The 26,146-nt window shown below is 62.1% G+C and carries 22 protein-coding genes; 7 read left to right on the top strand and 15 right to left on the bottom strand.

The genetic code is table 11. The annotated features are described in order from the left end of the window. Positions 1 to 7: 7 nt before the first annotated feature. Genes V1292_RS03840 through V1292_RS03825 form a run of 4 tightly spaced genes read right to left on the bottom strand, consistent with a single transcriptional unit; the run spans position 8 to position 3,792 of the window. Entirely contained in the window at positions 8 to 421 is a 414-nt protein-coding gene (locus V1292_RS03840; RefSeq protein WP_334370404.1) for a hypothetical protein, read from the bottom strand. Beyond that, positions 418 to 1,647: a glycosyltransferase family 4 protein gene (locus tag V1292_RS03835; protein WP_334370402.1), complete on the bottom strand. Its 1,230-nt coding sequence runs from the start codon at positions 1,645 to 1,647 to the stop codon at positions 418 to 420. Before V1292_RS03835 ends, V1292_RS03840 begins: the two co-directional genes overlap by 4 nt. Continuing rightward, positions 1,610 to 2,887, bottom strand: a complete 1,278-nt coding sequence (locus V1292_RS03830; RefSeq protein ID WP_334370399.1) for a glycosyltransferase — start codon at positions 2,885 to 2,887, stop codon at positions 1,610 to 1,612. Before V1292_RS03830 ends, V1292_RS03835 begins: the two co-directional genes overlap by 38 nt. Beyond that, positions 2,884 to 3,792: a WecB/TagA/CpsF family glycosyltransferase gene (locus V1292_RS03825; RefSeq protein WP_334370398.1), complete on the bottom strand. Its 909-nt coding sequence runs from the start codon at positions 3,790 to 3,792 to the stop codon at positions 2,884 to 2,886. The genes V1292_RS03830 and V1292_RS03825 overlap by 4 nt, the downstream gene beginning before the upstream one ends. Before the next feature lie 195 nt (positions 3,793 to 3,987). Here V1292_RS03825 and V1292_RS03820 point away from each other — a divergent pair, with 195 nt between their 5' ends. Continuing rightward, on the top strand, positions 3,988 to 4,983 hold the full coding sequence (locus V1292_RS03820; protein ID WP_334370396.1) for an endo-1,4-beta-xylanase: 996 nt from the start codon (positions 3,988 to 3,990) through the stop codon (positions 4,981 to 4,983). Positions 4,984 to 5,005: 22 nt separating this feature from the next. Here V1292_RS03820 and V1292_RS03815 read toward each other — a convergent pair whose 3' ends face one another. The 10 genes from V1292_RS03815 to V1292_RS03770 form a co-directional block, all read right to left on the bottom strand. Continuing rightward, complete coding sequence (locus V1292_RS03815) at positions 5,006 to 6,445, bottom strand: lipopolysaccharide biosynthesis protein (RefSeq protein ID WP_334370395.1); 1,440 nt, start codon at positions 6,443 to 6,445, stop codon at positions 5,006 to 5,008. A gap of 3 nt (positions 6,446 to 6,448) precedes the next feature. Next, complete coding sequence (locus V1292_RS03810) at positions 6,449 to 7,504, bottom strand: acyltransferase (protein WP_334370393.1); 1,056 nt, start codon at positions 7,502 to 7,504, stop codon at positions 6,449 to 6,451. Next, positions 7,501 to 8,607 carry an acyltransferase family protein gene (locus tag V1292_RS03805; protein ID WP_334370392.1) on the bottom strand — a complete coding sequence of 369 codons (1,107 nt, stop codon included), beginning with the start codon at positions 8,605 to 8,607 and terminating at the stop codon, positions 7,501 to 7,503. Before V1292_RS03805 ends, V1292_RS03810 begins: the two co-directional genes overlap by 4 nt. Next, the gene (locus tag V1292_RS03800) at positions 8,600 to 9,538 is read right to left on the bottom strand and encodes a glycosyltransferase (protein ID WP_334370390.1); all 939 of its coding nucleotides are present in this window, start codon (positions 9,536 to 9,538) and stop codon (positions 8,600 to 8,602) included. Before V1292_RS03800 ends, V1292_RS03805 begins: the two co-directional genes overlap by 8 nt. Before the next feature lie 155 nt (positions 9,539 to 9,693). Next, complete coding sequence (locus tag V1292_RS03795; protein WP_334370389.1) at positions 9,694 to 11,001, bottom strand: VpsF family polysaccharide biosynthesis protein; 1,308 nt, start codon at positions 10,999 to 11,001, stop codon at positions 9,694 to 9,696. 89 nt (positions 11,002 to 11,090) lie between these two features. Next, positions 11,091 to 13,412, bottom strand: coding sequence for an AAA family ATPase (locus V1292_RS03790; protein ID WP_334370387.1), 2,322 nt, complete (start codon positions 13,410 to 13,412; stop codon positions 11,091 to 11,093). Beyond that, complete coding sequence (locus tag V1292_RS03785) at positions 13,393 to 14,811, bottom strand: outer membrane beta-barrel protein (protein ID WP_334370386.1); 1,419 nt, start codon at positions 14,809 to 14,811, stop codon at positions 13,393 to 13,395. The genes V1292_RS03790 and V1292_RS03785 overlap by 20 nt, the downstream gene beginning before the upstream one ends. Before the next feature lie 296 nt (positions 14,812 to 15,107). Continuing rightward, positions 15,108 to 15,797, bottom strand: a complete 690-nt coding sequence (locus V1292_RS03780; protein ID WP_334370384.1) for a polysaccharide biosynthesis/export family protein — start codon at positions 15,795 to 15,797, stop codon at positions 15,108 to 15,110. Between the two features lie 25 nt (positions 15,798 to 15,822). Beyond that, on the bottom strand, positions 15,823 to 16,557 hold the full coding sequence (locus tag V1292_RS03775) for a metallophosphoesterase family protein (protein WP_334370382.1): 735 nt from the start codon (positions 16,555 to 16,557) through the stop codon (positions 15,823 to 15,825). A 79-nt stretch (positions 16,558 to 16,636) separates the two neighbouring features. After that, positions 16,637 to 16,780 carry a hypothetical protein gene (locus V1292_RS03770; RefSeq protein ID WP_334370380.1) on the bottom strand — a complete coding sequence of 48 codons (144 nt, stop codon included), beginning with the start codon at positions 16,778 to 16,780 and terminating at the stop codon, positions 16,637 to 16,639. Positions 16,781 to 17,517: 737 nt separating this feature from the next. Here V1292_RS03770 and V1292_RS03765 point away from each other — a divergent pair. The 5 genes from V1292_RS03765 to V1292_RS03745 all read left to right on the top strand — a co-directional run bounded on the left by V1292_RS03765 (position 17,518) and on the right by V1292_RS03745 (position 22,930). After that, on the top strand, positions 17,518 to 18,099 hold the full coding sequence (locus V1292_RS03765) for a sugar transferase (RefSeq protein ID WP_334370378.1): 582 nt from the start codon (positions 17,518 to 17,520) through the stop codon (positions 18,097 to 18,099). A 41-nt stretch (positions 18,100 to 18,140) separates the two neighbouring features. Further along, positions 18,141 to 19,574: a mannose-1-phosphate guanylyltransferase/mannose-6-phosphate isomerase gene (locus V1292_RS03760; protein WP_334376931.1), complete on the top strand. Its 1,434-nt coding sequence runs from the start codon at positions 18,141 to 18,143 to the stop codon at positions 19,572 to 19,574. Between the two features lie 87 nt (positions 19,575 to 19,661). Then, the gene (locus tag V1292_RS03755) at positions 19,662 to 20,450 is read left to right on the top strand and encodes an FkbM family methyltransferase (protein ID WP_065743765.1); all 789 of its coding nucleotides are present in this window, start codon (positions 19,662 to 19,664) and stop codon (positions 20,448 to 20,450) included. 68 nt (positions 20,451 to 20,518) lie between these two features. Then, positions 20,519 to 21,838, top strand: coding sequence for a UDP-glucose dehydrogenase family protein (locus V1292_RS03750; protein WP_334370376.1), 1,320 nt, complete (start codon positions 20,519 to 20,521; stop codon positions 21,836 to 21,838). A 48-nt stretch (positions 21,839 to 21,886) separates the two neighbouring features. After that, positions 21,887 to 22,930, top strand: coding sequence for an NAD-dependent epimerase (locus V1292_RS03745; RefSeq protein WP_334376930.1), 1,044 nt, complete (start codon positions 21,887 to 21,889; stop codon positions 22,928 to 22,930). Between the two features lie 84 nt (positions 22,931 to 23,014). Here the strand turns inward: V1292_RS03745 and V1292_RS03740 are convergent, their stop codons facing one another. After that, positions 23,015 to 23,959 (bottom strand): helix-turn-helix domain-containing protein, encoded by a 945-nt coding sequence (locus tag V1292_RS03740; RefSeq protein ID WP_334370375.1) that lies wholly within the window; start codon positions 23,957 to 23,959, stop codon positions 23,015 to 23,017. 154 nt (positions 23,960 to 24,113) lie between these two features. On the opposite strand from V1292_RS03740, the gene V1292_RS03735 reads away from it, so the two are divergent. After that, complete coding sequence (locus tag V1292_RS03735) at positions 24,114 to 26,090, top strand: primary-amine oxidase (protein ID WP_334370374.1); 1,977 nt, start codon at positions 24,114 to 24,116, stop codon at positions 26,088 to 26,090. Positions 26,091 to 26,146: the final 56 nt, after the last annotated feature.

Raw genomic sequence — 26,146 nt, 5'->3', positions numbered from 1 at the left:
CGCAGCTCTAGGAAACGCCTTTAATCTTTTTGCATGGCGTGGACGAGGTCGATGACATTCGTGCGACGTCGGTAACGGAGCGGATGGAAAGCTTTTCCTTGCTCGTGATGAAGCGGAGCACGCCGCGAGGATAGGCGTCGCAGAACTGAGCCAGCGTGGCTGCCGTCGCTGAAACGGTATCCTGTTTGGGGACCACGGCTATGCCGCCATCCCGCAGGATATACGCATCCTTCACGTTGGGCATGGCTGATGCCGCGACGCAGATCTTGAACAGGTCGTTATAGGCCTGCGGCGTCAGGGACTGGTCCCCGCCGGGCGTTCCCAGGAGATACTCGCGGCTCTTGCGGCAGTTCTCGTTGTCCGCCCGCGCTGCACCGCTTGCGAGCGTCAGCAGAATCGCGGTAGCGACCAGCAGCCTCATGCCGTTATTCCGATGGCGCGGTCTGCAGATGCCGGCTTGCCGGTGTAGGGCAGGCCATAGGTGATTGCTGCGCATCGTTCCCATGAAAGGGCGCGGGCATGGGAGGATGCGCCTGCCGCGAGAATGGCGCGCAGATTCCGATCGGCAGCCAGCTCTGCAATCGCCTGCGATATGCTCTCGGCCGACGGCGGCACGAGAATTCCAGTCTCGTCGGCGAGTACGGCGTCAGGCACGCCGCCGACCTCGGTCGCGACGCTCGGCAGGCCGGCGGCCCCGGCCTCGAGATAGACCAATCCAAATCCCTCCACCCGGCCGGTCGTGTCGGGGAGACCCGTCAGGCAAAAGAAATCCGAGGCCGCATAGAGATCGCGGATGTCTTCGTTCGATTGCGGGCCGAGGAACCGAATGTCGCAGGCCGCCGCTTTGGCGTCGCGCCGCAGAGCGTCGACATAATCGGCTTCGCCGTCCGGGCCGATCACCAGCCACGTGATGCGATGGCGCAGATCGTCCGGAAGCTGCGACAGCGCGGCAAGCGTCAGATGATGTCCCTTGCGGCGCGTGATGCGCGCGACCGTGACCATCACCAGCCGGTCTTCCGGCAGACGATGGGCCAGGCGAATCTCCCGGCGCGTCCGTCGTCCGCCGAACCAGAACTCCGATACGCCGAGATTGATCGCGCTGATCCGGCGCGGGTCGACGGCAAACCGCTCCCGGAACAGCGTCTCGGTAAAACCGCTGTTGGCGACGATCTCCGTCCGCGGTCCGAACACGCCGGCGCCGCGGATCGCCATGCGCTTCAGCGGCGTCTGTGTTTCGTTGATCTCGGTGCCATGCACCGTCATCAACACCCGCGCCTGCGTTCGCCATCTCGAAAGCGCAACCGGAATGAAGAACGGCCAATCGGCGGCATGGACCACGTCATATCGGTCGCCGCGGACGCCACGGCGCGCCAGCATGATCTTGCGCGGCATGTCGCGCATGGAGTGGAGGCCGCCGCTGTAGCGCACGACCTCGAAGGGAAGAGTACGATCGTCGTCGGCAGTTTGCCGTGCGTAGTCCGGCGCCACCACGGTGACCTTGGCGCCGAGCCGGCTGGCGGCCGCCGCAATTTCGCGCGCGTAAGTCCCAATTCCTCCCATCGCGGGGGCGAACTCGCTGGTCAACAGAAGGATGTTCAACCCGGCGCCCTCAGTAAGTCGGCGCCGCGGCGGCAAGTCCGCGGGCATCCTGAATTTCCTGATGATAGCGGAAGACTCGCGCAAGCTGGGTGCCCGGCGTGAACGCCCGGATGGAGTCGGCGACTTGTACCGGATTCATCGTGCCGGCTTCGATGGCATTCCGCACGTCGACGAACCGCTGCGCGAGCGCATCGGCCATGTCGTCGCGGTTGCCGCTTCGCGCTACCAGATAGCCGCTGACGCCAGAGTGGATCACGGGTTCGAGCTGCGGCAGGTGCATGGCGACGACCGGCCGGCCGACCGCAAGGGTCTCGAGCACGCAGCGCGGCATGCCTTCGAATTCGGATGTCAGGATGCCGGCATGCGCGCTTGCCAGCGTCTCCGCCATGCCGGCGGCGTCCTTGAAGCCGTGGCGGACGGTGATGTCTTCGATCGCGGCGAACTCCGCGAACCGGTGCGGGTCGCTGGTGCCGATATAGTGAAACCGCACGTCGCCGTTCAATCGCCGCCGCAGGCGCTCGATCGTGCGAAACATCAGCGGCGGATCCTTGAATTCATCGAGCCTGCCGGCAAACACGATCTGGAACGGCGACGAGTTCAGCGGCCAGAGTTGCGGCTTGAAGATATCCGTGTTGACCCATGTCCAGAGCGTATCGATCTTGTCCTTGCGGCGCGGATAGGTCCGCTGCAACCGCTCGGTGATGAACGGATTGACGCAGAGAAATTTCTCGCTCATGGCGACGGCAAACCGCTCGCCGGTATTGTGAACGAAGGCGTATTTCCGCAGCAGCGAATCCATCTGCAATTTCGGCGCGCCCTCGCCGTGAAGCATCTGCACGAACGGCAGCCGCAGGATCGCCGGCAACCAGGAAAATTCCACCCGCCGCAGATCGACCGAGCACCGCCTGGCGCGGATCAGCCTTGCGATCGGACCGAAGTGGCGCAGCAGTGCCATGAAGAATTGTCCGGTCAGCGAGGTGCGGATGCTGCGGGCCGCTTCGCGCGCCTGCTGGTCCGAATAGTGCAGGATCGGCAGGAAGTCGAAGCCGCGACCTCGGAACGTCATCCGGTGGAGCCGGCCGAGCTCCAGCTCGCCCGTTGAGTCGACGCCGATGAAGAGGATGTCGGTGTCGGTTGGATGGAACGTAATGAAATCGCGGATGTAAGTTTCGAGGCCGCCGACCTTTTCGCCGCGCGGATCGAACGGATGAATCAGGCAGATCTGATAACGTGGCTTTACCCGGTTGGCATTTCGCGCCCGTAGCGCCAGGGTCAATGTTGAAGTCATGCCGCTTTCCTCATGCGTGCCTGGACGATTTGCGGAATGGTTCGCGCAACGAGGCGCGGAACGACTGTCATGCATTTGATATAGCGGGGGCCGAGCCGGCGCGGCTCGCGCAGCATGCGCCACGCCCATTCCATGCCCGTGTTGCGCGCGATGGCCGGCGCGCGGCTTTGCGTGCCGGCGATGAAATCGAGTGCGGCTCCGATGCACAACACTCCGGTTCCATTCAGCTCGTCGAGGCATCGCGCCGCGAACAGCTCCTGCCGTGGCGCACCCAGCGCGACGAAGCAAAGTCTGGCACCCGAGGCACGAATGCGCTCGATCGCAGCATCGGCTTCGATAGAATAGGGATCAAAGCCTGCTCCCGGCGCAAAGCATCCCGCGATTTGCAATCCCTTGAAGCGCTCCGACAAACGCCGAGCCGTTATCTTGAGCGTGAGATCGTTCGCTCCTAGCAGAAAGACCGGGAGTCCTTTCTTGCGGGCTTCCGCGCAAACCGGCTCGACGAGATCGGCACCGGTCGTGCGTTCGATTTGCACGCCCATGAGGCGACTCAGCACGACAATGGGGAACCCGTCGGCGGTGACGAATCGGGCACGGCGATAGGCCGCGCGAAAATTGGCGTGGTGTTGAAGCTGGACGACGTGGTCGAGATTGAGCGTGCAGACGCTGAAGTTGTCGCCATGTTGCGCGGCCGACACGATCGAAGACACGGCCACCGGAAGCGAGGGAACATTGATCGTTATCCCATCGACAGTGAGGCTGGGCTGCAACTGCGCTGGTGGTTCCAACATGTCGACTCCTGCTGATGATGTAATCGAGAGACGCGCTCGTGGGGGGCGATCGACAGATGCGTGCTTGGCGACGGGAACTGCGTGCCGAAAATTTTCTCGACGGACATTCGTCACGAAATCGAACTAATGCGACGCAACGATGGCGATGCCGCGTTGCGAAGGACGAGACGTCGCGACGAATCATTCACATGATGGAGATCAGCTATGCAGGAGTGGTCGAGGCGAGATGCGCTTACTCTCATCGCAGGAGCAAGCGTTGCTTCGTGCGGGAAGGAAGCGTTCGCCGCGCAGCCTGCGCAGAGTCTCGGCGTGATCGCGGCTCGTAACGGAATCGTGTTCGGCGCGGCTGCAGGTCCGGTGATCGACAAGGATCTTGCGTATCGCGAGCTATATCAGACGCAGGTGCGCATCGTTACAACGGACATTGCGATGAAGATGGGAACCATCGCGCCGCAACCGGGGCCGAAGCGATTCGAGAGCGCAGACCGTCTGCTGCAATTTTGTGCGAGTCACAACATTCCGATGCGCGGTCACTGCCTGATCTGGAACGAATGGGTTCCGCAATGGATCAAGAGCATGAGCAGTGCCGAGCGTGAGAGGTTTTTCGATTCCTATGTCGACGAAGTGGCTGCTCGCTATGTAGGCAAATTGCATTCATGGGATGTCGTGAACGAGCCGTTCTGGCCTGGGCACAAGGCGCCTGGCGGCTACCGACTCGGTCCGTGGTACGACACATTCGGTACCGGCTATGTGCGCCGTGCCTTCGAGCGCGTGGCGAGGATCGACCGAAAGACAAAACTGGTTCTCAACGAGGCGCAGAGCGAACGCGACGACGACGTCGGCCTCGCGGTTCGCCGCGGCCTGCTGCAACTGGTCGACGAACTGAAGCATGCCGGCGTGCCACTGCACGCCGTCGGATTGCAGAGTCACCTGCAGCCTCGCTACCCGCACGATCCCGGACGGTTTACCGAATTCCTCCACGCCCTCGCCGGACGTGGCGTCGATATCTATCTGACCGAGTTCGACGTGCGCGACGACACATTTCCGGACGACATCGCAGCGCGCGACGCCATGATCGCCGAGACGGCGGAGAAGTTCCTGACCAACGCGCTTCGGGTGCCGGCCGTCAAAATGGTGATCGCGTGGGAGCTCGCCGATAACTACTCGTTCTATACCGACGCGGCGAAGAAGAAGGATCCACGCGCGCAACGGCTGCCTCGGCCGCTTCCGTTCGATTCGTCGATGCAGAAGAAGCCGCTTTGGTTCGCGATGGCGCGTGCGTTCGAGAATGCCAGGAAGTCGTAGGCGGCGATCGTGTCGAATACGCTCACGCCCCTGAATGCTGTGGGCGTGGCCGAAGCATCCGCACCAGCGACGGTGCATAGAGCAGGGCAAGCGCTGCGAAATAGGTGGCAGCGCCTGCCGCAATGTGGGCCGCCAGAATCGGGATCGTCCGGGCCTCCGGAAATATCCGCAGCACGGCTGCCATGGCGATGGTGGCCAGTACGATGCGCACGAGATGGCCGACCGGAAGGCGCAGGCCAAATCGTGTAAACCCGATTGAAAAACTCATGGTGGCGGCGGCCAGCGCCGCCAGCACCGTGGCGCCGGCGACGCCGGGCAGTCCCCATCGCGGCAGGAACAAGACGCTCAACACCACGGTCATCGACGCGTCGATTGCGGCAATGGCCATCATCCAGCGCGTGCGATTTTGCAGGAGAAAGACCTGGTCGCCGAAATGGGCGCGCAGGTTGCGGATTGCGCCGGCGAGCGTGGAAAGCGGCAGGATGGCGAACGTCACCGCTTGGAACGGCGCTGCGATCAGGAGATGCACGATCTCCGTCCTGAGTATGATGATGCCGGCGAGGCTTGGCGCCAGGATTGCGACAAGGAGAGCGCTGTTGTTGGCGAGCTGGCGCATTCCGGCCTGGTCGCCGTGTTGCTCCATGCTTTTCACCGCCAGCGGGAACGCCGCTGCCGTCACAAGCATGGCCGCGACCGCCGCGGCCCGCTGGCCGAGGCCATAGCCGACGGCGAACAGACCGGCGGCGGCCACTCCGGACATTTCGTTGACGATGAAGCGCGATGCATTGAGGCCGACCCAGCCGAGCGCGCCGCCGATGATCAGCGGAATGCCGTAGCGCAGGGCGTGGACCACAATCTCCCGGTCGATCGGCCACAAGCGGTGACCCCAGCCGATCCAGGGCAGGACGATGAGCGCCGCCGTCAGTTGCGCGGCCGCGTAACCCGCAAGTGGCCAATCCGGGGATTGGCCAAGCAGTTTGATCAACACCAGGCCCACGACAAATCCAACGGATGGCCCGAACACCTGCTGGATCGTGTAGACGCGGATCTGCTGCCGCGCGCGGGCGCGTTCACCGATGTAGAGGTTGAGCGACCGGGTTATCACATAGGCGATGGCGGCCAGCAGAAGGCCCGTTCCGGCGCCGGGCGCGATGACCAGATGCAGAATTCCGACGACGGCTGCGCTTTGCAACGCGAGGGACGCCAGCAAGACCGCGTTTTCGGTGCGATAGAAGCGCGGCGCGTCGTTGACGTCCTGGTACCGTCCGAGGAAACGCAACGCAAACTGCGACCACCAGGCGAGAAGGCCGATCTGCAGCAATTCGTGCGTCGCCGTAATCAGCGTGATGACGCCGAGCGTGTGTTCGTCGACGACATGCGTCCATACGATCATCGCAAGAAGCTGGAACAGCGGTCCGACGAATTGCGCGGGCAGATAGAGCAAAGTGTGCTTCAGGAGCATCGCTCAAGCCCCCAGCCAGCGGCAGATTCGGGGCGAGGCGAGTTGCCGTACGGCGAGCAGCGCCGCGATAGAGACGAGGGCCGTCAAGCCGCAGGAAACGGCAAAGCTGGCAACGCCGCCGAGTTGGCGCAGCCCGGCGTGATCGCGCAGCGCCATCACGATGAAGATGTGCCAGAGATAGATGAAGTAGCTGCCCGAGCCGATCCACCCGAGTAGCGGAGATTTCGGCTGGAAGGCGAACAGCGAAGCGCAGAACAGGGCCGCATAGAGGAAGAAGGCGGTCGAATCGTAAGTGGCGGCGTCGCCGAGGTTGAGAATGCGCACGGCGGCATAGAACAAATAGGAGGCCAGCGCGGCGCCAAGGAGCGTGCGGCGCATATCCTGTTCAAGCAGGTCTCTGAACATCGCGGTCAGCGCGCCAAGCGCGGCAAACGAAAACCAGAACGGAATGTCGCGCATGCGGATTTCGTCGAGCAGCGCCTCCGACGCTCCGAGCCTCGACATGGCGGGATCCAAATAACTGCCGGCAAGCAAACCGCAGCCGATCGAGAGCAGCAGCAGAGTGGTGGTCCGTTGCCTTGAAGCGGTTTGTCCGTCCCCGCCAGCCGCAAAAACGAGCCACAGACCGAGCGTGCAGCAGACATAGACGAAGACGTAATAGTAGACGAATACGTATCCCAGCCCGAACCGGGCGAGCGTCGTGCCGATGCGATGATCCATCGCCGGATTATGCAGCGCCATGTAGATGTAGGCGGCAGCGAACGCGATCGCGTAAGGGACCAGGGCCGCCTTTAACCGCTTTGCCAGCGGGACGCGGCCGGAAAGCGCCGTGAGATATCCGGAAGCGAACAGGAACACCGGCACGCAGGGCCGTAGCGCTGCATCAAGTGATTTTGCCCAGATGGCTTCGAGCGGCTGCGGCAACGAATGGATGCCGATCACCATTAAAATGGCGATGCCGCGCATGGTGTCGACGACGCTATCGCGGCTCTGGACCGTTGCGCGCGAGACGCTCAGAGATGGCGGGCTTGCTGATACGCGTTCGACGACCGTCATCATGTGCTCTCCTGCCGCGAAATCGCTGGAGACGGCACATGTTTGAGGGCGCGGCGATCGTAAGCCTCGGTCAGATATCGCCGCAGCGGCGTTTCGAACGTGCGCAGCGAGACGACGCTCGCAAATGCAAGAACGATGATCGCCACCGGCGCCAGAATCAGTCGTTCATGCTCCGATAAGGAAAGCAGGCGCGATCCAAGGGTGATGACGACGGTCGCAACCGGGATATGCAGCATGTAACAGGAATAGGTCAGCGACGACCAGCGATCGAAGCCGAGCCGCGACAGCAGCGTCTCACGTTCGGCGCAGTCGGCCTGAATCGCAAGCATCGCGATGGCGTAGACCGCAAGCAGCGCGGTCGTCGTCGGCAGCAGGGAACCGAGTACGATGAACGCCGCTAGCGACGCTGCCAGCGCACCGGGCATCGCGGGCCAACGCGCGATCCGGTCGCGAAACAGATAGCAGGCCATGCCGAGGTTGAAGGCAGGCAGCGCCCTGAAGGCGCCGCCCTGGTTGATCCAGTCGGCCCACGGCGCCGTTCCGGCAGCCGATGCCCAAAGCGAATTGGCGAGCGCAGTAAGGACCACGAGCGCAATAACCGCCTCCTTGCGGCGTTGCGCAATCAGCGCGACCAGCGGAAAAAGCAGATAGCAAAACATCTCCGCCGAGAGCGACCAACTCGGGAAATTGAACGTCAGGCGCTCGCCAATGAACGCGTGAAGCAGCAGGAATTGCGCGGGCAGATCGGAAAGCGGATAACGGGCCGGGTTGTCCGTCCGGGCAGCGCCGAAATGGAGTGCGCCGGCAAGCGCCACATAGAAGGCGAGGGTCGCGAGATGCAGCGGATAGATGCGGGCGAGGCGACGCCACAGGAAGCGGCCGATCGATGCGCCATCGTCGACGCGGCCAAAGTATTGACGGGCGATGACAAAGCCGGAGACCACAAAGAACAGGTCCACGAACAGATTGAAATGCCATGTGTGCGCGACCATGAAGCGGCCGACGGGCAAGTCCTTGAAGTAATCGGAATAGTGAAGGATCACCACGGCGCCGGCCGCGATGATCCGCAATCCATCCTGATGCCTTGTGGCGCTGGTGTCATGCAAGGCGGCGGTACTCCGGAGTAGCGCTTCCCTGGAGGTGAGCAAGGCGGGCAATCAGGCTGATGACATTTTCGCGGTCGCCGCAGGCCAGATCGTTCCAGCGCGCCAGGTTCCGTACTGCCAGCGTCACATAGCCGGCGCGCCAGTCCTCGTTCGAGAGCGCAGCCGCAATCCGCGTGGCCGCCGAAGCAGGATCTGCGGTATCGATGTAGATGCCGGACTCGCCGAGCACCTCGCGAAAGATGGAGGCATCGGGGGCGATGATCGGCAGGCCGGCGTATTGCGCTTCCAGCAGCGGCAATCCCAGGCCTTCGTCATGGGATGTGCAGATGAACAGATCGGCAGCGTCAAGCAATTGATTGACGCGGTCGGCGGACTGATATCCGTGCAGCGTGACGCCCGGCTGCTTCTCGAGGGCTTGCCAGTCGCTGCCCCATCCGGGCCTTCCGACGATATCCAGCGTGGCGTCGGGAAATCCCTGCATGCGCAACGCGTCGAGGATTTTCGCCGCCGCTGTAAAATTCTTGCGCGGCTCGACCGTGCCCAGCGCGATCAGCCGAAGCGGTTGGGGCCGCGCGCTCCGTTCGCCGCGCTGTCCGGGGTCGAGGCCGAACACGTTGCGCACCGCGGGACGATAGAGCGTCACTTCGGCATCGGACCGACAATGTGCGGCAAGTTTGCGCCTGGTATCGCCGGAGTTGGCCAGAAAGCGCGGATAGTGGCGCAGCGCGAGCTTGAAGGGGCCGGCCATATAGAGACGCGCCCGCATGTTGAGCTCGGCGCGCCGCGTGATCAGGAAATCATCGTGGATATAGGGCAGCACCCGCGATGCGAACGGCCGCAGCAGCGGACTGGGCGGAAAGCCGGGACAGAGCAGGATCGAGGACGACGCGGCGAGCCGCATCGGCAGGCCCAGCGTCTGCGTCGTCAACATCTGGCGAAGACCCTTCGCCGTCACCGGCACGACATCGAGCGGCGCAAGCGCTGCGGCGGAGAACAGCTCCAGCGTGATGCGCTCGAGACCGGTGACGTGGCGTCCGAGGTGGGTTGTTGTCGACGTAGATGGCCATACGAAAGGGAATCCTAAAGCTATGCCGGAACGGACCGGTAGGTGACAGGCGCCCGGACTTGCGGGGGCGCGGCGATGCGCCGCTGCTCGCGCGGCAGCAGGACCGAAATGAGGATCACGAACTGTGCGAGCTGAATGTTCTTCGACGAGAAGCTTACTGAACTCGCGGCGATGACGATGATCAGCAGCACGATCGCCCATACCGCGGCGCTCGAACGGCGCAGCAATTCGACGAAGAAGCAGATCAGTCCGATCGTCAGAACGACGGTATGGATGAGGCCGAACTGGACGATGGCGGAAATCCAGAAGTTCTCGATGCCGTAGTTGAGGCCGAGCTGCGACTGCAGTGCATTCACCCGGACCGGGTTGGGGCCGAGGATCAGTTCGTTCCAATCGAAATGCGAGAGCAGGTTGAAGGTGGCGAAGCGCGCCAGCGCGCTGCCCTTGTCGGAGGAGAAGCGCAGCAGCATCTTGTCGAAAATGCCGAGGTCGAGCGCGGCGAAGACGATGGCGCCGGCAGCGAACAAAACGCAGATGGCGAGAATGGCCGCGGGAAGCTGCGTTCGCTTTCCCTGTATCAGGCGCACCACCTCGAAGGCTCCGATCAGCCCGAGGACTCCCAGTACAGTGACCAGCGCCGTTCGGCCGCCGAACGCCATCAGCGATCCCAGGCAGAACGCGATCAAGGGCAGCCGCAGCAGGATCGGCGGACAAATCGCCGGACGAAGCGCCAGCGCCAGCACGTAGCCGCCGACGATGCCGGATGCCGTGAGCGGGTGACCCAGCAGCGCCGCAGAGCGCCATTCTCCCATCACCACGATGTCGCCGAGCGTCAGCGGGATCAGCCGATGGCCGGAGAAATACTCATAGTATCCGAGCACGACATTCAGCAGGATCGTGAGGTGAATGGCCCAGGCCAGCGGGCGCCTTTGCGCCGGCGACAACTGCCACATCACCATCGCGATCAGGATCGGCAGCAGGAACGTGTCGATGATGACCGTGAACGGGCGTGCGAGCACGATCACCTGGACCAGCAGAAACAGCCAGCAGAGCAGATAGGCCAGCAACAGCTTCGACTCGGAAAACATCCGGTTGATCTCGCCGACCGGTCCGCGGCTGCGCATCAACAGCAGGGAGAATGCCAGCAAGGTGAAATAAGTCGCCGGGTGCAGTTTTTCTAAAAAATTTCCGCCCGACGTCAAATAGTGGATCTTCCAGTTGGTCAGCACGGAGGACGAGAGCGTGAAGGTCGCCATGACGGCCAGCAGCATCAAGCCGGTCGCGATCCGTTCGATGAACGCGTCGGCATTGGCGACGCGCCCACCCATAGGGGAAGCTGCCCGCACTTCCGGTGAAGCAGGGCGGCGAGGATGCACCCGTGCGACACCGGCCGATCCGTTCAACGGTCCGCGCGCTCTCACCGCGCCGCTCCGGCATGCAGGCCTGCGGTGCCGTACGGCTTCAGGTAGGCCGAGCTGCGGTAATAGTCATAGAATTGCAGCCGGCTGAGATCGACGCGGGTCAGTACCGTTCCCATGATCCGGTCACTGACGGGGGACAGCAGGTCCATGGCATGGGACAGCACTTCGCGGGGGGTCTGGTCCCACGCCAGCGCCAGGATGATGCGATCGGACAGTTCGGCGAGCGCGCGGCCATCGACCAGGGGCACCAGCGGCGGCGAGTCGATCACGATCAATTCGTAGCGGTGGCGGAAATAATCGAGTACGTCGACGATCCGGTCGGAGAACATCAGTTCGGTGATGAACTCGACCTGCTTGATCCTGGTCGACGGCAACACCGAGAGCCCGGTGCTTTGATCCACGAGGACGGCGTGTTCCGGGGCGACGTGTCCGATCGCGACTTCCAGCAGTCCGGCTTCGGTGCGCGGACACAGGGAACGGGTCACTTGTGGATTGCGGAGGTCTCCATCGATGAGCAGCGTTCGGATGCCAAGGGTCGCCAGCGACTGCGCCAGGTTGATGGCAAGCGTGGTTTTGCCCTCGCTGTCGAGTGCCGAGGTGACCTGCACGACCTTCACCGGCTGCGACCGCATCGTCCGTTGCAGCGACAGGCGGACCGCGCGGATGGCCTCCGCGAAGAACGTGCCAGGCTCGTCGATCGCGTAACGCGTCAAAGGCGGCTGCAACGCCGGCGGCAGCAGTTTGGTGGTCTTCGGATCGTAGTTGTCCAGTTCGCTGCGTCCGCGCCGCGCGAGACGGGCCAGCTCTCGCGTGCCGATCAACGGAACCGCGGCAAGGGCCGGGACACCCGCAATGGATTCGGCCTGTTCGAGTGTCTTGATGCGGCCGTCGAGATAGTCGGTGAGGAAGGCCAGCACGCTGCCCGCCCCGAGTCCGAGCATCAGGGCAAGCCCCAGGATCAGCATCGTCTTGGGTGACGACGGCCTGATCGGGATGCTGGCCTTGGTCACGATCCGGGAATCAGGCATCTCCAGGCTCTCTTGCGCGGTGGTCTCCTTGGAGCGCGCCAGATAGGATTCGTAGAGTGTGCGGCTGGCTTCGGCCTCGCGCTGCAGTTCGCGTAAGCGCACCTGCGCCTGGCCGGAGGAAGTGGACACGCCCTGGAGCTGGTCCAGGTTCTGCTGCAGGGACATCTCACGCGAACGCGCGACGTCATAGTCGTGCTTCGTGCTGTCCAGTATCCGCCGGATTTCGTCGTTGATCAGCTTCTGGGTGTCGCGCCGCTGCGCCCGCACATTGGCGACGAGGGGATGACGCGCGCCGTATTTGCTCGACAGATCCGCCTCGTTCTTGGCAATGTCGGCATATTGCGTGCGCAGTTTGGTGATCATTTCCGAGGAAATGGCCGCGTTGATGCCGCCGGGATCGCCGCCTGATTTCGCGATATCCTGGACCTGCTCGTACTTTGCCCGCGCCTCCGCCGTTTGCACGCGCGCGGCGATCAGCTTGTTGTTGATGTCGGTGAGCTGCTGGTCGTTGAGGGTTACGCCCTGCGAGACCATCAGATTGTTGGCCGAACGATAATCCTCGACCGCTTTCTCGGACGCAACGACTCGCGACTTCAACTCGTCGATCTGGCCGTTGAGCCAGTTCGCGGCAATGCGCGTGGCGTCGTGTTTGGCGCGGACCTGCTCGTCGAAATAGGCGTCCGCAACCGCGTTGGCGATGGTTGCGGCCTTCTGCGGCGATTCTGAGTTGACGGCGATGTCGACGAGGAAGGTGGTGCCCTGTCTTGTTACCTTCATCCGTCTCTGAAGGATCTCGACCGACCGCGCCCTGGCGGCGTCTTCGACGCTTGCACCGTCGCTTGGTCCGCTGCTGCTGAACATGCTGAACAGCCGTCTGATCGGATCGAGCAGGCCGGGTTTGGGTTTGAATTCCGCGTCCTCCGTCAGCTTCAGCTTGCCGACGACGCGCACCAGGATCGCAACCGACTGAATCAGCAGCGTCTGGCTTTCGATGGTTGCATCGTCGGTGCCGAAATTCGACAGCACGGACTGATTGGTCTCGACGACATTGGCGCGGCGCGGATCGACCAGTACGGTCGACGTCGCCGTATATAAAGTAGTCGTGAGCATCAGATAGGTGAGCGCCAACCCGAGCAGGACGGCGACCGGCAAAACCACCAGCCTGTAGCGACGGCGCAGGATGCGGCCCATCTCGCGCAGATCGACGGTCGGATACTGCCAGCTTTCCGCGGGGCGAACCGGAGGCTCGTCGGGGACCACATAGGGCAGGTCAGAATTGCGCTGTAACATTCATTCCTACCAAGTGTTTGTCGAAGCTGAAGACGGGAACGTCGCTGTCGCGCTTGGTGTAGCGGTAGTAGGCGGAAACGGCGCCGAAGCGGTTGATGAGATACTTGACCCGCGTGTCTGATGTTAGCACGTTGTCCTTGCGGACCTGGCCGAAGAACCGGTCGTTCTCGTAACCGCCCGCCAGCGATACGATCACGTTGCGCCGCAGTTCGTAGTCGACGCCGAGTTGGACCGCATTTGCAAGCACGCCGGTGGCGCTGGTGTCAGAGGTCTGCGTGACGAGCTGTTCGGCATTGACATGCACGTCGAGCAGCCGGGTGGGCCGCCACGTCAGCCGCGCACGATAGGAAGGACCTTCGATCATGCCGATCGACGGATCGTCGAAACGTTGTTGGACGTAACCGGCGCCGAATTCGCCGGTGACAAGGTTGCTCAGCCCGACGGTGATGCCGGACAGCGCGCGATAGCCCTGCGAATCCAGGGTATGGCCCGGCGTTCCCCTGATGTCGCGCTGATTGCCTTCCACGCCGCCGAACCAGCCGAGGGTGGAAGAGATCGCATAATCGATCCGGCTGTGCAGTGCATAGATCTGCCCGTCGCGGGCATCCTGGTTGATGATGGTGCCGTCCTGCGCGCGCGTCGATTGGAAGTCGTAGGAATCGGTTCGGAAACCGATCGATGTCGTCAGCCGGTTGAACTCCCTGCGCAGCGTGACGTCGCCGGACATCAGGTTATACGGCGTTGGCGATATGGCGTTGCTGGGCGAACCGAGCGTGCCGACGCCTTCGTTCAGATGCGCGACCTGAAAGCTGCTCAGCAGCATCGTGTCTTTCGTAATGTCGAGCCAGCCGTTGCCCTTCAGGCTGGCACTGGTCTGGTTCAGGCTCGAATTCTGGTTGTAGAGCGTCTGCTGGGCATTCAGCTTCAGATCAACGCCATGCCGTCCCCATAATGAGTGCGCGCGAAGGGTGGGCTCGATCACTGCCGCGATGTCGGAACGCTTGGTAGTGTTCGACGCAAAGACGTTGCTGTCGTAAAAAGTGCCGGCGGTCAGCGACGGGTTGAACATCCAGGAGCCGGCGCGAATACCGATGGGTTCATAGCCAGGCTGTTGTCGCTTCTTCACCGGCATGTCCTCGGGCGGTATCTCTTCGCGGTTGTCCGGATCGGTCCTGTCCGGCAGCGATGACGGTTCAAAGATCTTCTGCGCGTTCCAGGGTGAAGCGAACTCTCCGGTCCACGGAATGGCTTGTGCATTCGCGGACGATCCGAGACCGAGCAGGATGGCCGCCGCCGGAGCAGGCAACAGGTTGAAGCTGAAGCGGCCGGGCACGCCTATGGAACGCGATCGCTCTCCGCTTCCCTCAGACGTATTCAGCGATGCAGACTCGAATCCCATCACCCATCCCTTGCGGGAACGCGAAGGCGGCGAACACTTATCGGGCGAGGCCCATCGCTCAAATAATGATCGTCGACTGCGCATAAGAACGGCAGGCCTCTACTCGGTACGCGGGCGCAAGGTTTTTGAGTTGTGAGATTGAAGTGATGCGCTCGCTTGCAACGCGCCTTGCCGGAAAAAGTTTTCCTCGCGTCGCAAAATATTTCGCATGTGCAAAATGCGAACTGTGACAACAGCGCAACATGCGCGCCATCATCCGCTCACGGGCGCATGCACTCCATCTGAATTCCGAGACGCTAGAAGTAGCGTTCCGGAACCCTAATGTTGTCGCCGGGATAGACCGGAACGGGAGCATCGAGAGGGTGGGTCTCTTCCGCACCGGCACCTGCACGGCGCAGATAGACCTTGTTTTCGTTGGCGCGGTACGTGAATCCGCCGGCGCTTGCGATCGCGTCCATGACAGTCAACCCATTGCGGTATGGATATTCACCGCTCTTCTTCACTTCGCCGAGAATGTAATACGGGCGATACTGCGCGATCTCGACGTTGACGCGCGGATCGCGCACGATTCCCTTTGCAAGCGCGGACGCTATCGCTTTTTCAAGCTGCCGCGTCGTGGCGCCTGCAGCCTTGATGAGACCGGCGAGCGGAATCGAAACTTGACCGCCATTGTCGATTTCATACTCGCCGGTGATGTCAGGTTCGCCGTAGACCTTCAGCCTGATTCGATCGTTCGGACCGAGAACGTAACGCTCCGCAGACGATGCGGGTGGCGGCGTTTGTGCTGAAGCACGAATCGAAAATCCGGCACTGATGCCGGCGATTACAAGGACGAAGAGAAGAGAAGGAAGCGTCGGGCCGGCGCTGGACGACCGTTGCTGCATGGCTGCATCTCCATGAATGCACGTAACAGCCGCGGATGATAGGGAAGCAAAAACGGCGAAAGAATGTGATGACGAAGTTCCATGTGCCCAATATGCGCGCATGCGTTAACGAGACGTTGCATGCGAGTCACAGGAAGAGAATCGCCGATCCTTCTATCGCAATGCAGGTCAATGTTCCCGTTCGCCACGCAGCAGTATCGATGTTGATTCGGTTATGTCTGATATCCGGATGCGGCACCGGCGTATGGCCGTGCACGATGAATTGTTCGTGATCCCGTGTAGAGTCCAGGAACGCATCGCGAATCCAAATCAGGTCGTTGGGATCCTGATGCTCGATCGGGACATCCGGACGAATGCCGGCGTGCACGAACAGGAAATCGCCGCACCTGAACTGATTGCGCAAACACTGCATGAACAGTTCGTGTGCACGCGGAAACGCCTCGAGAAAGCGGCGATGCACTTCGTTCGCCGTCGCGGTTTCGTCATGCAGTTCAACGCCATACGATGCAAGCGTCTGCATGCCGCCTAATGGTAGCCAATACTGCAGGATGGCCGGATCCTGAAGGAACCCCTCCATCACGGCCTCGTGGTTGCCGCGTAGACATACCGCGTGATGGGCAACGAGTCTGACTGTGAGCAGGTCGATCACCGTCCTGGAGTGTGGTCCGCGATCGACATAATCGCCGAGATAGATCTCGACCGAGTGCGCGATCGGTCTACGCCTTATGTCATCGTCGATGCGTGCAATGATCTCGCTCAGCAGGTCGGCGCGGCCGTGGATGTCGCCGACCGCATAGATGCGTGTATCGGCAGGCGTCGAAGCGTTAACGGAGCGTGAAGGTCCCGCAGACGTTTGGTGCATGGTGTGCGATGTCGATCATGGAACCGCGCGGCGGTCAATCCATGACACCATGCGCCGAGATGCGGCCACAAGTAATAGATTAGAAAAAGAGCAGGCAGATCAGGATCACGATCGCAATCCACGCAACCGCGTTCGCGATGATGATGCGGTTCCTCAGCCTGCGATCGGACGACAATGTGCCGTGCGGCACCAGCGCACGGCTGTGCAGACGTTCGGCCATCATGGGCGCCTCCCTGGAAGCGTTCCGCAAGGTGGACGGCTCGCGAATCGCTGCCGTCTCTGTTTTCTTTCCAAACGTTGCGACCACCGCGCCAGCCCGTGCGCCTTAGTCACTACCAGTCGTCAGGCTGCAGAGGATCGCTTGGCTTTCGATTAACAAACTCGATCAAAACAACGACGAGACAGGCATTTGTTGCCCGTGCAGCGAAGCTACATTCGTCGAGAATCGAACAATGGAATTTGTTCCGCGCTTTTCGATTATGCATGGCAGCCTCGAGTCACGCGCAGCTCATTAACCAGGCAAATCGAGTCTAAGCATCTCCGAACAAATCGGAATATCGCGTCGCACAAATCTCGTTAACGATTCAGTTCCGTGGTGGCGCGGCACCGTTTTCGCATTTGCGCCAAACTTCGCTCAAGATTCTGGAAAGTCTAGCGACCGCGAAGTGCGGACGTTCGCTGCTGCGAAATCGTCGCACTCGCTGTCGGGTGAATTCCACGCGCTTGATTCACAGTCCGGTTCCCGCAGAGAGGAGAGTCATGGCCTCCATCGTGACAGCCAACTTCGATCGGAGCGACGTTGCGCCGAGGAGCAACGTTGCGCCGATTCGAAGAGAGCGAACTGAGATATCAGTCCGTCCTGTCGAATTTGCCGGCGGCGGTACGCATGGCGCGTATCGAGCCCGCCGGCGGTCGCGCCGAAGGGCACGAAACGAACCGTCCTCGTCGCTTGCGAAGCGTGTGTTCGATATTGCTGCGGCAAGCGGCGCATTACTGTTCTTCGCGCCGCTCCTGATCGTCATCGCAGTTGCGATAAAGCTGACGTCGCCGGGCCCGGTGCTGTTCTTCCAGTATCGATACGGCTATCGCAATCGCCGCTTCAAGATCTACAAGTTCCGCACCATGCGCGCGGATGCGGGTGATGTGCGCGGCGTAAGGCAGACGGTTCAGGGCGACGCGCGCGTGACGCCGGTGGGGCGAATTCTGCGCAAGACCAGCCTCGACGAAATTCCGCAGCTGATCAACGTGATCAAGGGCGATATGTCGCTGGTTGGGCCGCGGCCGCATGTGCCGGGAATGCTGGCGGCGGATCTGCCCTACGAACACCTCGTGCCTTATTATTTTCAGCGGCATACGGCGCGGCCGGGCATTACCGGGCTCGCGCAGGTCAGCGGCTGCAGGGGAAGCACGGCCGAATTCGGTCCGGCGGTTTCACGGATCGATTACGATCTCGATTACATCGAGCGGTGGTCGCTGCGCATGGACATCATGATCATCATCCGCACGATCCGCAAAGAATTCCTGTCGGGAAGCGGATTCTGACCGAGCTCAACGTCGCAACATCGAAGGACCATGCAATGCCGATGATCGAGCCGCGCGGCCGTATCGTACCCGTTCTCCTGTCCGGTGGCGCCGGCTCGCGGCTGTGGCCGCTTTCGCGCGAAACCTATCCCAAGCAACTGCTCTCGCTGCTCGGCGAGAACACCCTGCTGCAGCAAACGGCGCTACGGGTCGACGATCGCTCGCTGTTTACCGACCCGATGGTGATCGCAAACGCCGAGCATCGTTTTGCGATCGGTGAGCAGTTGCGCGCGGTCGGCGTCGATCGCCCGACCATCGTGCTCGAGCCGTTCGGAAGAAACACCGCTCCTGCGGTCGCGGTCGCAGCGCTGCTCGCCAGCGAGGCCGATCCCGACGCCGTGATACTGGCGATGCCGGTCGACCACTGGGTGCGGGATCACGCCGCGTTTCGCGCCGCCATATCGACGGGCATCACAGCCGCGCGCTACGGCCGATTCGTTCTGTTCGGCGTGCGGCCTTCGTCGGCAGCGACCGGATTCGGCTATATCCGGATGGGCGATGAGCTGGAAGCCGCTTCTCCGATTCGTAACGTCGCCAGCTTCGTCGAGAAGCCGGATCTGGTGACGGTCGAGCGCCTGCTGGCCTGCGACGAGCATGTCTGGAACAGCGGGATATTTCTGCTGCCGGCGCGTCAGTTCATCGACGAATTGGCGCACCGGGCGCCGGAGGTCCTGGCCGCCTGTCGCAAGGCGCTGACGGGCGCAACCCGCGACCTCGATTTTCTCCGACTTGATGAGCGCGCTTTCGAGGCCTGTCCGACCATCTCGATGGACTACGCGATCATGGAGAAGACCGACAACGCGGTAGTCGTTCCCGCCACGTTCGACTGGAGCGATGTCGGAAGCTGGTCGGCCCTGTGGTCGATGGCGGAGAAGGATTCGTCGGGCAATGTCGTGATTGGCGATGCGGTAGTGGAAGATGCTTCGGGTTGCTACGTGCGGGGCGACGGGCAACTGGTCGCGGCGCTCGGCGTCGAGGATCTCGTCATCGCCACGTCGCCGGACGTGGTGCTGGTGACCAGCCGGAAACGCGACCAGGACGTCGGAAAGCTGGTCGAGCGCCTGAAGGCAAACGGCCATCGCTCGGCAACCCAGACCCACAGCGTCCATCGCCCCTGGGGATACTATCAGTCGATCCATGCCGGGGAGCGGTTTCAGGTCAAGCGCATCACCGTCAATCCCGGCGCCAAGCTGTCGCTGCAGAAACATTATCACCGCGCCGAACATTGGGTCGTGGTGAACGGCACCGCGATCGTTACGCGCGACGACGAGGAAATCCTGCTGCGCGAGAACGAGTCGATCTTCGTCCCCTTGGGATGCATGCATCGTCTGGAGAATCCCGGAAAGGTTCCCCTCAACCTGATCGAGGTCCAGTCGGGCGCCTATCTCGGGGAGGACGACATCGTCCGCGTGCAGGACATCTATGACCGCATTTGAGGTGTGGTGGGGTGGGAGGCAGCATCCGCATCGAGGACGGCGCACGCCGCAACGAGGCGTGCGCGCGCGACACGAAGGGAAGCAGCAATGAACACAAAACAACACGTCAAGGAGCTGGTGAAGGATGCGTTTCCCTCGATATGGCTGCAGTGGCACTTCATGAAGCGCCCCAAATCGGCGGAGCGGGAACTGTCCTATCTCGACAAGGTCATTCCCGACGACGCGGTGACGGTCGACGTCGGCGCGAACTGCGGCCTCTACACGCGGCGGCTGGCGCGGCTTTCCCGGCAGGTTCATGCCTTCGAGCCTTCGCAGCAGATGGCGAGGTTGTTGCGCCGAACCTCGGCGCGCAATGTGAGCGTCCACGAGATCGCGCTGTCGGATCATGACGGCGATGCCGAGTTGTTCATCCCGCAAGGCGAAGATGGTCTAGTGTACGGCCTTGCCTCGCTGGAGGCACGAGCCGATTCATCGGCAAGACTCGTTTCCGCCCATGTGCCGATCGCGCGGCTCGACGCTGTCATCGACCAGGACGTGGCGTTCGTAAAGATCGACGTCGAAGGCCACGAGTTGAATGTGCTGAACGGCGCCGTCGAGCTTCTGGAACGCTGCCAGCCGGTATTCCTGGTCGAGGCGGAGGACCGCCACCGCGCCGAGGCGACCCGTTTGGTGTTCGAATTCTTCCGGAATAAATCCTATCGGGGGTTCTTCCTGAAGGACAACGACGTGATCGGAGTGGAACAGTTCGATTCCCGAAGGCTTCAGGACGCCGATGCGCTGCGGCCGGACGGCGGTCGCAAGAACGGACAGTTCTACGTCAACAACTTCTTCTTCTTTCCCCGGCATCTCGACGGCGAATCGATATTGAGCAGCTAGCTCGTCGTTTCACCGCCTCTCCGCCGGCACGGCCTTTGGGCCGCGCGGCTTTTCAGACAGGAACCGTAATGCATATAGCGATGATTGGCGCCGGCTATGTCGGGCTGGTGTCAGGGGCGTGCTTTTCCGATTTCGGCCATCAGGTCGTCTGTATCGACAGCAATGCGGAGAAGGTTGCGAGCCTCGACAGCGGGGAGATGCCGATCCACGAACCCGGACTGGCCGAACTGGTGGCACGAAACGTTGGCCAAGGCCGCCTTTCATTTTCGAGCGATCTGAAATCGGCCGTCAGCGGTGCGGAAGTGGTGTTCATCGCGGTAGGCACGCCGTCACGCCGCGGCGACGGCCATGCCGATCTTTCCTATGTCTATGCGGCGGCGCGCGAGATCGCCGGCGTACTTCCCGACCGGGCGGTGGTGGTCACCAAGTCGACGGTCCCGGTCGGGACCGGTGACGAGGTCGAGCGTATCATCCGCGAAGAAAATCCCGACGCCAAAGTTGCTGTCGTTTCCAATCCCGAATTCCTGCGCGAAGGGGCGGCGATCCGCGACTTCAAGCATCCCGACCGGATCGTGATCGGAACGGACGACGCGCGCGCCCGCAGCGTGATGGCCGAGGTGTACCGACCGCTTCACCTCAACGCGTCCCCAATCCTCTATACCGATCGCCGCACCGCCGAATTGACGAAGTACGCCGCCAATTCCTTTCTCGCCACCAAGATCGCCTTCATCAACGAGATCGCCGATCTCGCCGAAAAGGTCGGCGCCAACGTGCAGGAAGTCGCGCGCGGGATCGGGCTCGACAACCGGATCGGCCAGAAATTTTTACATGCGGGGCCGGGCTTCGGTGGCTCCTGCTTTCCCAAGGACGCGATGGCGTTGATCAAGACCGGCCAGGACAATGAAGCGCCGGTGCGAATCGTGGAAACGGTGGTCGCGGTTAACGACCAGCGCAAGCGGGCGATGGCGCGCAAGGTCGCGAATGCGTTCGGCGGCAACATCAGGGGCAAATCCATTGCGGTGCTCGGCGTAACGTTCAAGCCGGATACCGACGACATGCGCGACGCGCCATCCATTCCGCTGATCACCGCGCTGCAGGACATGGGAGCCGAGGTGCGTGTTTTCGATCCCGTCGGCATGGAGCAGGCGAAGAAGGTGTTCGAGAACGTTACCTTCTGCGACAGCGCCTATCGTTGCGCGAAAGGATGCCACGCGCTCGTCATTGTCACGGAATGGGAGCAGTTCCGGGCGCTGGACCTCAAGGAGTTGTCCACCATCATGGCCTGTCCCGTGATTGTCGATCTGCGCAACATCTACTCTCCGGAGGAGGTGAGGCGGAACGGCTTTCTGTACTGCGGCGTGGGGCGGCCGAAAGCGGTGGCGTACTGACAAGCATGAGCCGTCATGACAACGGCTGGTGGGGAGGATGCACGCATGATGCCGGATCAGGCAATTCTGGTAACGGGAGCCGCGGGCTTCATCGGATTCCACGTGGCGCAACGGTTGCTGCAGTCGGGCCATCGCGTGGTCGGGCTCGACAACCTCAATTCATATTACGATCCGCAACTGAAGGCGGCCCGGCTCGCGATCCTGCGCAACGATTCGCGTTTTCAGTTTGAGGAGCTGGACGTGGCGGATCGCGTCGCGATACCGGCGCTGTTTGCGCGCCATCGGTTTCCCATCGTCATCCATCTGGCCGCGCAGGCGGGCGTGCGGTATTCGCTGCAGGATCCGCACGCTTATGTCGACGCCAATCTGGTTGGCTTCACCAATGTCCTGGAGGGATGCCGGCACCATGGCTGCCGTCATTTGTTGTTCGCATCCTCGTCGTCTGTGTACGGGGCCAACAGGAAGTTGCCCTTCTCGGTGCATGACAATGTCGATCACCCGATCAGCCTTTATGCCGCGAGCAAGAAGGCCAACGAATTGATGGCCCACTCGTACAGCCATCTTTACGGAATCCCGTGCACCGGCTTGCGCTTCTTCACGGTGTACGGCCCGTGGTATCGACCTGACATGGCGCTGTTCGTGTTTGCGGACGCGATTGTCCGCGGCAATCCGGTCAAGCTGTTCAATGGCGGCCGGATGCTTCGTGACTTCACCTATATCGACGACGTGACGGAGGCTCTGGTCCGCCTGATCGATCGCGCGCCGCAGGTCGGGCAGCCCGGGCCCGGGCTGGACGGAATTCAGGACCCGGGATCGAGCATCGCCCCTTGGCGCATCTACAATGTCGGCAACAACAAGCCGCAGGAATTGATGCTCGTACTCGACATCCTCGAGCGTGAGCTGGGCCGCAAGGCCAACAAGGAACTGCTGCCGATGCAGCCGGGCGACGTGCCGACCACCTATGCCGATGTCGATGACCTCGTGCGCGACGTCGGCTTTCGCCCGGCAACCCCGATCGAGGACGGCATCCAGAGGTTCGCGGCCTGGTATCGCAGCTATTACGACTCAAACCAGGCGATGGCCGCATCCTAGAGCGTTTTCCAGCGAAGCATGCCCTCGGACTTGATCCGTGGGTGGACACCGGTTCGCGTCAAGAAAACGCGTCAAAACAAAAATCTAGAACCGAACCGGCACGCTTGCGCGAAAATCCCGCGGCGTGGTGCCATGCTTGTTCTTGAACGCGCGTGCAGCGTGAGCGGCATCGGCAAACCCGCACTGATGCGCCAATCTCGCGATCGAAATGTTGGCCAGCGAAGCCTGCCGCAGCAGGTTGCGTAACAGCTCGACCCGCAGATGAAGGACATGTCGTTCGAACGTGGTGTCGCGGTCGGCGAAGATGCGATGGAAGGTCCGCTCCGAGATGCCGAATTCGGCGGCGAGCGCCGGCACTGGCCGGACAGCGGCGATATTGGCCCTCAGATAGGTATCGATCAGGCGGAACAGGCTGGGACGGGTGAGTTGATGGCTCTCGCCTGCGGCGAGACGTAGCAGAGCCGACAGAAAGGCAACGATATCTGGCTCATCTTGTCGCCCCGGCGCGTCGGGCAAGGAAATCGCATTGCGAACCATCGCGGCAATCGAACGCGCAACAGTCCCGGATAGCGGCACAGGCTTGGCGCATAATCGCTCCGCGCTGGGAATGGACCGCAACAGCGGCGTGGCGGGGACGGTTGCGATCAGCAGTTCCGCGCGCTGTTCGGGGCCGAATAGCCGATCCTCGAACGGACGCCGCGCGTCATAGAGCACGCCATATCCCGGATCGATCGTGCCCTCGTTGCCGGCCTGCACCATCGCGCTGCGGCCGCGCCGCTGAAAGTCGAACATGAATTCGTCCGAGCCGGCCCGGCTCACCAGCCTGGCATCGCGGGTGTAGCATTGCGGGCTGCTGTCGAAGCGCACGAGCTTGGCATCGCCGATCTCAACGAACTCGAAGTGGCCGCTGACGACGGTGGAGCCGAGCGGCTTGGTCTCGATGCTGGCGAAAGACCGGCAGATCGCCTCGGTCCAGAAGGCCTGACGCTCCGTCGGGCGGATCGGGTCGGTGGAGACGCTGATCGGCATCGCGTGACGACATCCGGTTGATGAACCCCCAGCGTCGCGCAGGATTGGTGGCTCTGGCAAGGGCCGAACCAGCGCCGGACGTGGCAGGTTCATTCAAGACACGCCGTCTCGGACCGCCGTAACCTGCGGCCAGTCCATGGGAATTCGGTCCGATATGATACCTACAACGCCATCTGTCGGCACAAATGCCGATCACCCGCTCGACCCGCTCAGTGAGGCCGAAGTCGCGCTGGCGTCCGAAATATTGAGGAAAGAAAAGAGACTCGGGCCCCATGCGCGATTTACCCACGTGCAACTCGAAGAGCCCGCCAAGTCCGACGTCCTCGGCTGGGAGCCGGGCGTTGGGCTGCCACGGCGGGCTGCCGCCACCCTGTTCGACTGCAAGACCGGCGCGACGCATGTCGCCACCGTGGACCTTGAATCAGAGTCCGTGACGGCGTGGCGCGAATATTCGACCAAGGCGCATCCTTACGGCCAGCCGCCGATCACCATCGAGGAGGTGTTCAAGGTCGGCGACATCGTCAAGGCCGACGCGGACTGGCGGCGCGCGATGAAGCGGCGCGGCCTCGATGACAAGGACATCGAGCTGGTTCAGGTCGATCCGTTCTCGGCTGGCTATTTCGACCGCGAGGTGGAGAAGGGCCGCAGGCTGGTCAGCGCCGTGTCATATTGGCGCAGGGATCTCAAGGACAACGGTTATGCGCACCCGATCGAGGGCGTGGTCGCGCTGGTCGACCTGATCGAGAACAGGATCGTCCATCTGGTCGACGAGCCTGACATCATCCCGATCCCGAAAAAGTCACGCAACTACGACCGGGCTTCGATCCCGCAAACGCGCAAGGACGTCAAGCCGCTCGACATCGTGCAAAAGGACGGCCCGAGCTTTACGGTCGAGGGCTGGAAGGTCGGCTGGCAGAACTGGTCGTTCCGCGTCGGCTGGACCGCGCGCGAGGGCCTCGTGCTGCACCAGATATCGTTCCGCGACGGTGCGCTCGAACGGCCAATCATTTATCGAGCCAGCGTCACCGACATGATCGTGCCCTATGCCGATCCGACCGCGAACCATTTCTGGAAATGCGCCTTCGATGCCGGCGAGTATGGGCTGGGTAAGCTCGCCAACGCGCTCGAACTCGGCTGCGACTGCCTCGGCCATATCAATTATTTCGACGTGCCGGTCGCCGACGACTACGGCAAGCCCGGCATCATGAAGAACGCGATCTGCCTGCACGAGGAGGACTACGGGATCCTCTGGAAGCATTACGAATTCCGTAACGAGACGTTCGAGGTGCGGCGGTCGCGCCGCCTCGTCATATCCTTCTTCACCACAGTCGGAAACTACGACTACGGCTTCTTCTGGTATTTTTATCAGGACGGCACCATCCAGCTCGAAGTCAAGCTGACCGGCATCATCCAGACCGCGGCGATCGCCGCAGGCAAGGACTACCCGTGGGGCGGCATGGTCGCCGAGAATCTCGGCGGCCCAACCCATCAGCACTTCTTCAATGCCCGCCTGCACATGATGCTCGACGGCGAAGGCAACACCGTCACCGAACACGAATTCCGCCCGCGGCCGTGGGGCACGGATAATCCATACGGCAACGTGTTCGATGTCACGGCCCGAACGCTCTCGCGCGAGCGCGACGCGGCCCGGGAAGCCGACGGGCGGACCGGGCGGTACTGGAAGATCAGCAACCCCAACAGGAAGAATAGCGTTGGCGGTCCGACCGCGTATAAGCTGATGGCGCACAGTGCGCCCGCGATGCTGGCGCAGGAGGGCTGCTACATGACCTCGCGCGGTGGCTTTGCAACCAAGCACATCTGGGTGACGCGCTATGCGCCCGATGAGCGCTACGCGAGCGGCGAATTTCCGAACCAGCATGCCGGCGGCGACGGTCTGCCGAAGTATGTCGCCCAGAACCGAACCATCGAAAACCAGGATATCGTGGTCTGGCACAGTTTTGGGGCGACGCATGTCTGCCGGCCCGAGGATTTTCCGGTGATGCCGGTCGAGTATGTCGGCTTTACGCTGAAGCCGAACGGCTTCTTTGCGGAGAACCCGGCGATGGACCTGCCGCCCAACCGGAATGCTGCGAGCCGGGACAACCGTGACAAGGATTCGTGCTGCGGCTGACGATCCGCAGGTTTGCTGTTTCTTTCATCAAGCAAGGAGACCTGACCATGAATCGC

It is taken from the genome of Bradyrhizobium sp. AZCC 1719, from assembly GCF_036924525.1.
In the GTDB taxonomy this organism is placed as follows: Bacteria; Pseudomonadota; Alphaproteobacteria; order Rhizobiales; family Xanthobacteraceae; genus Bradyrhizobium.
Note: the sequence above shows the minus strand (reverse complement) of the source record. Positions and strands in the feature narration are given on the sequence as shown.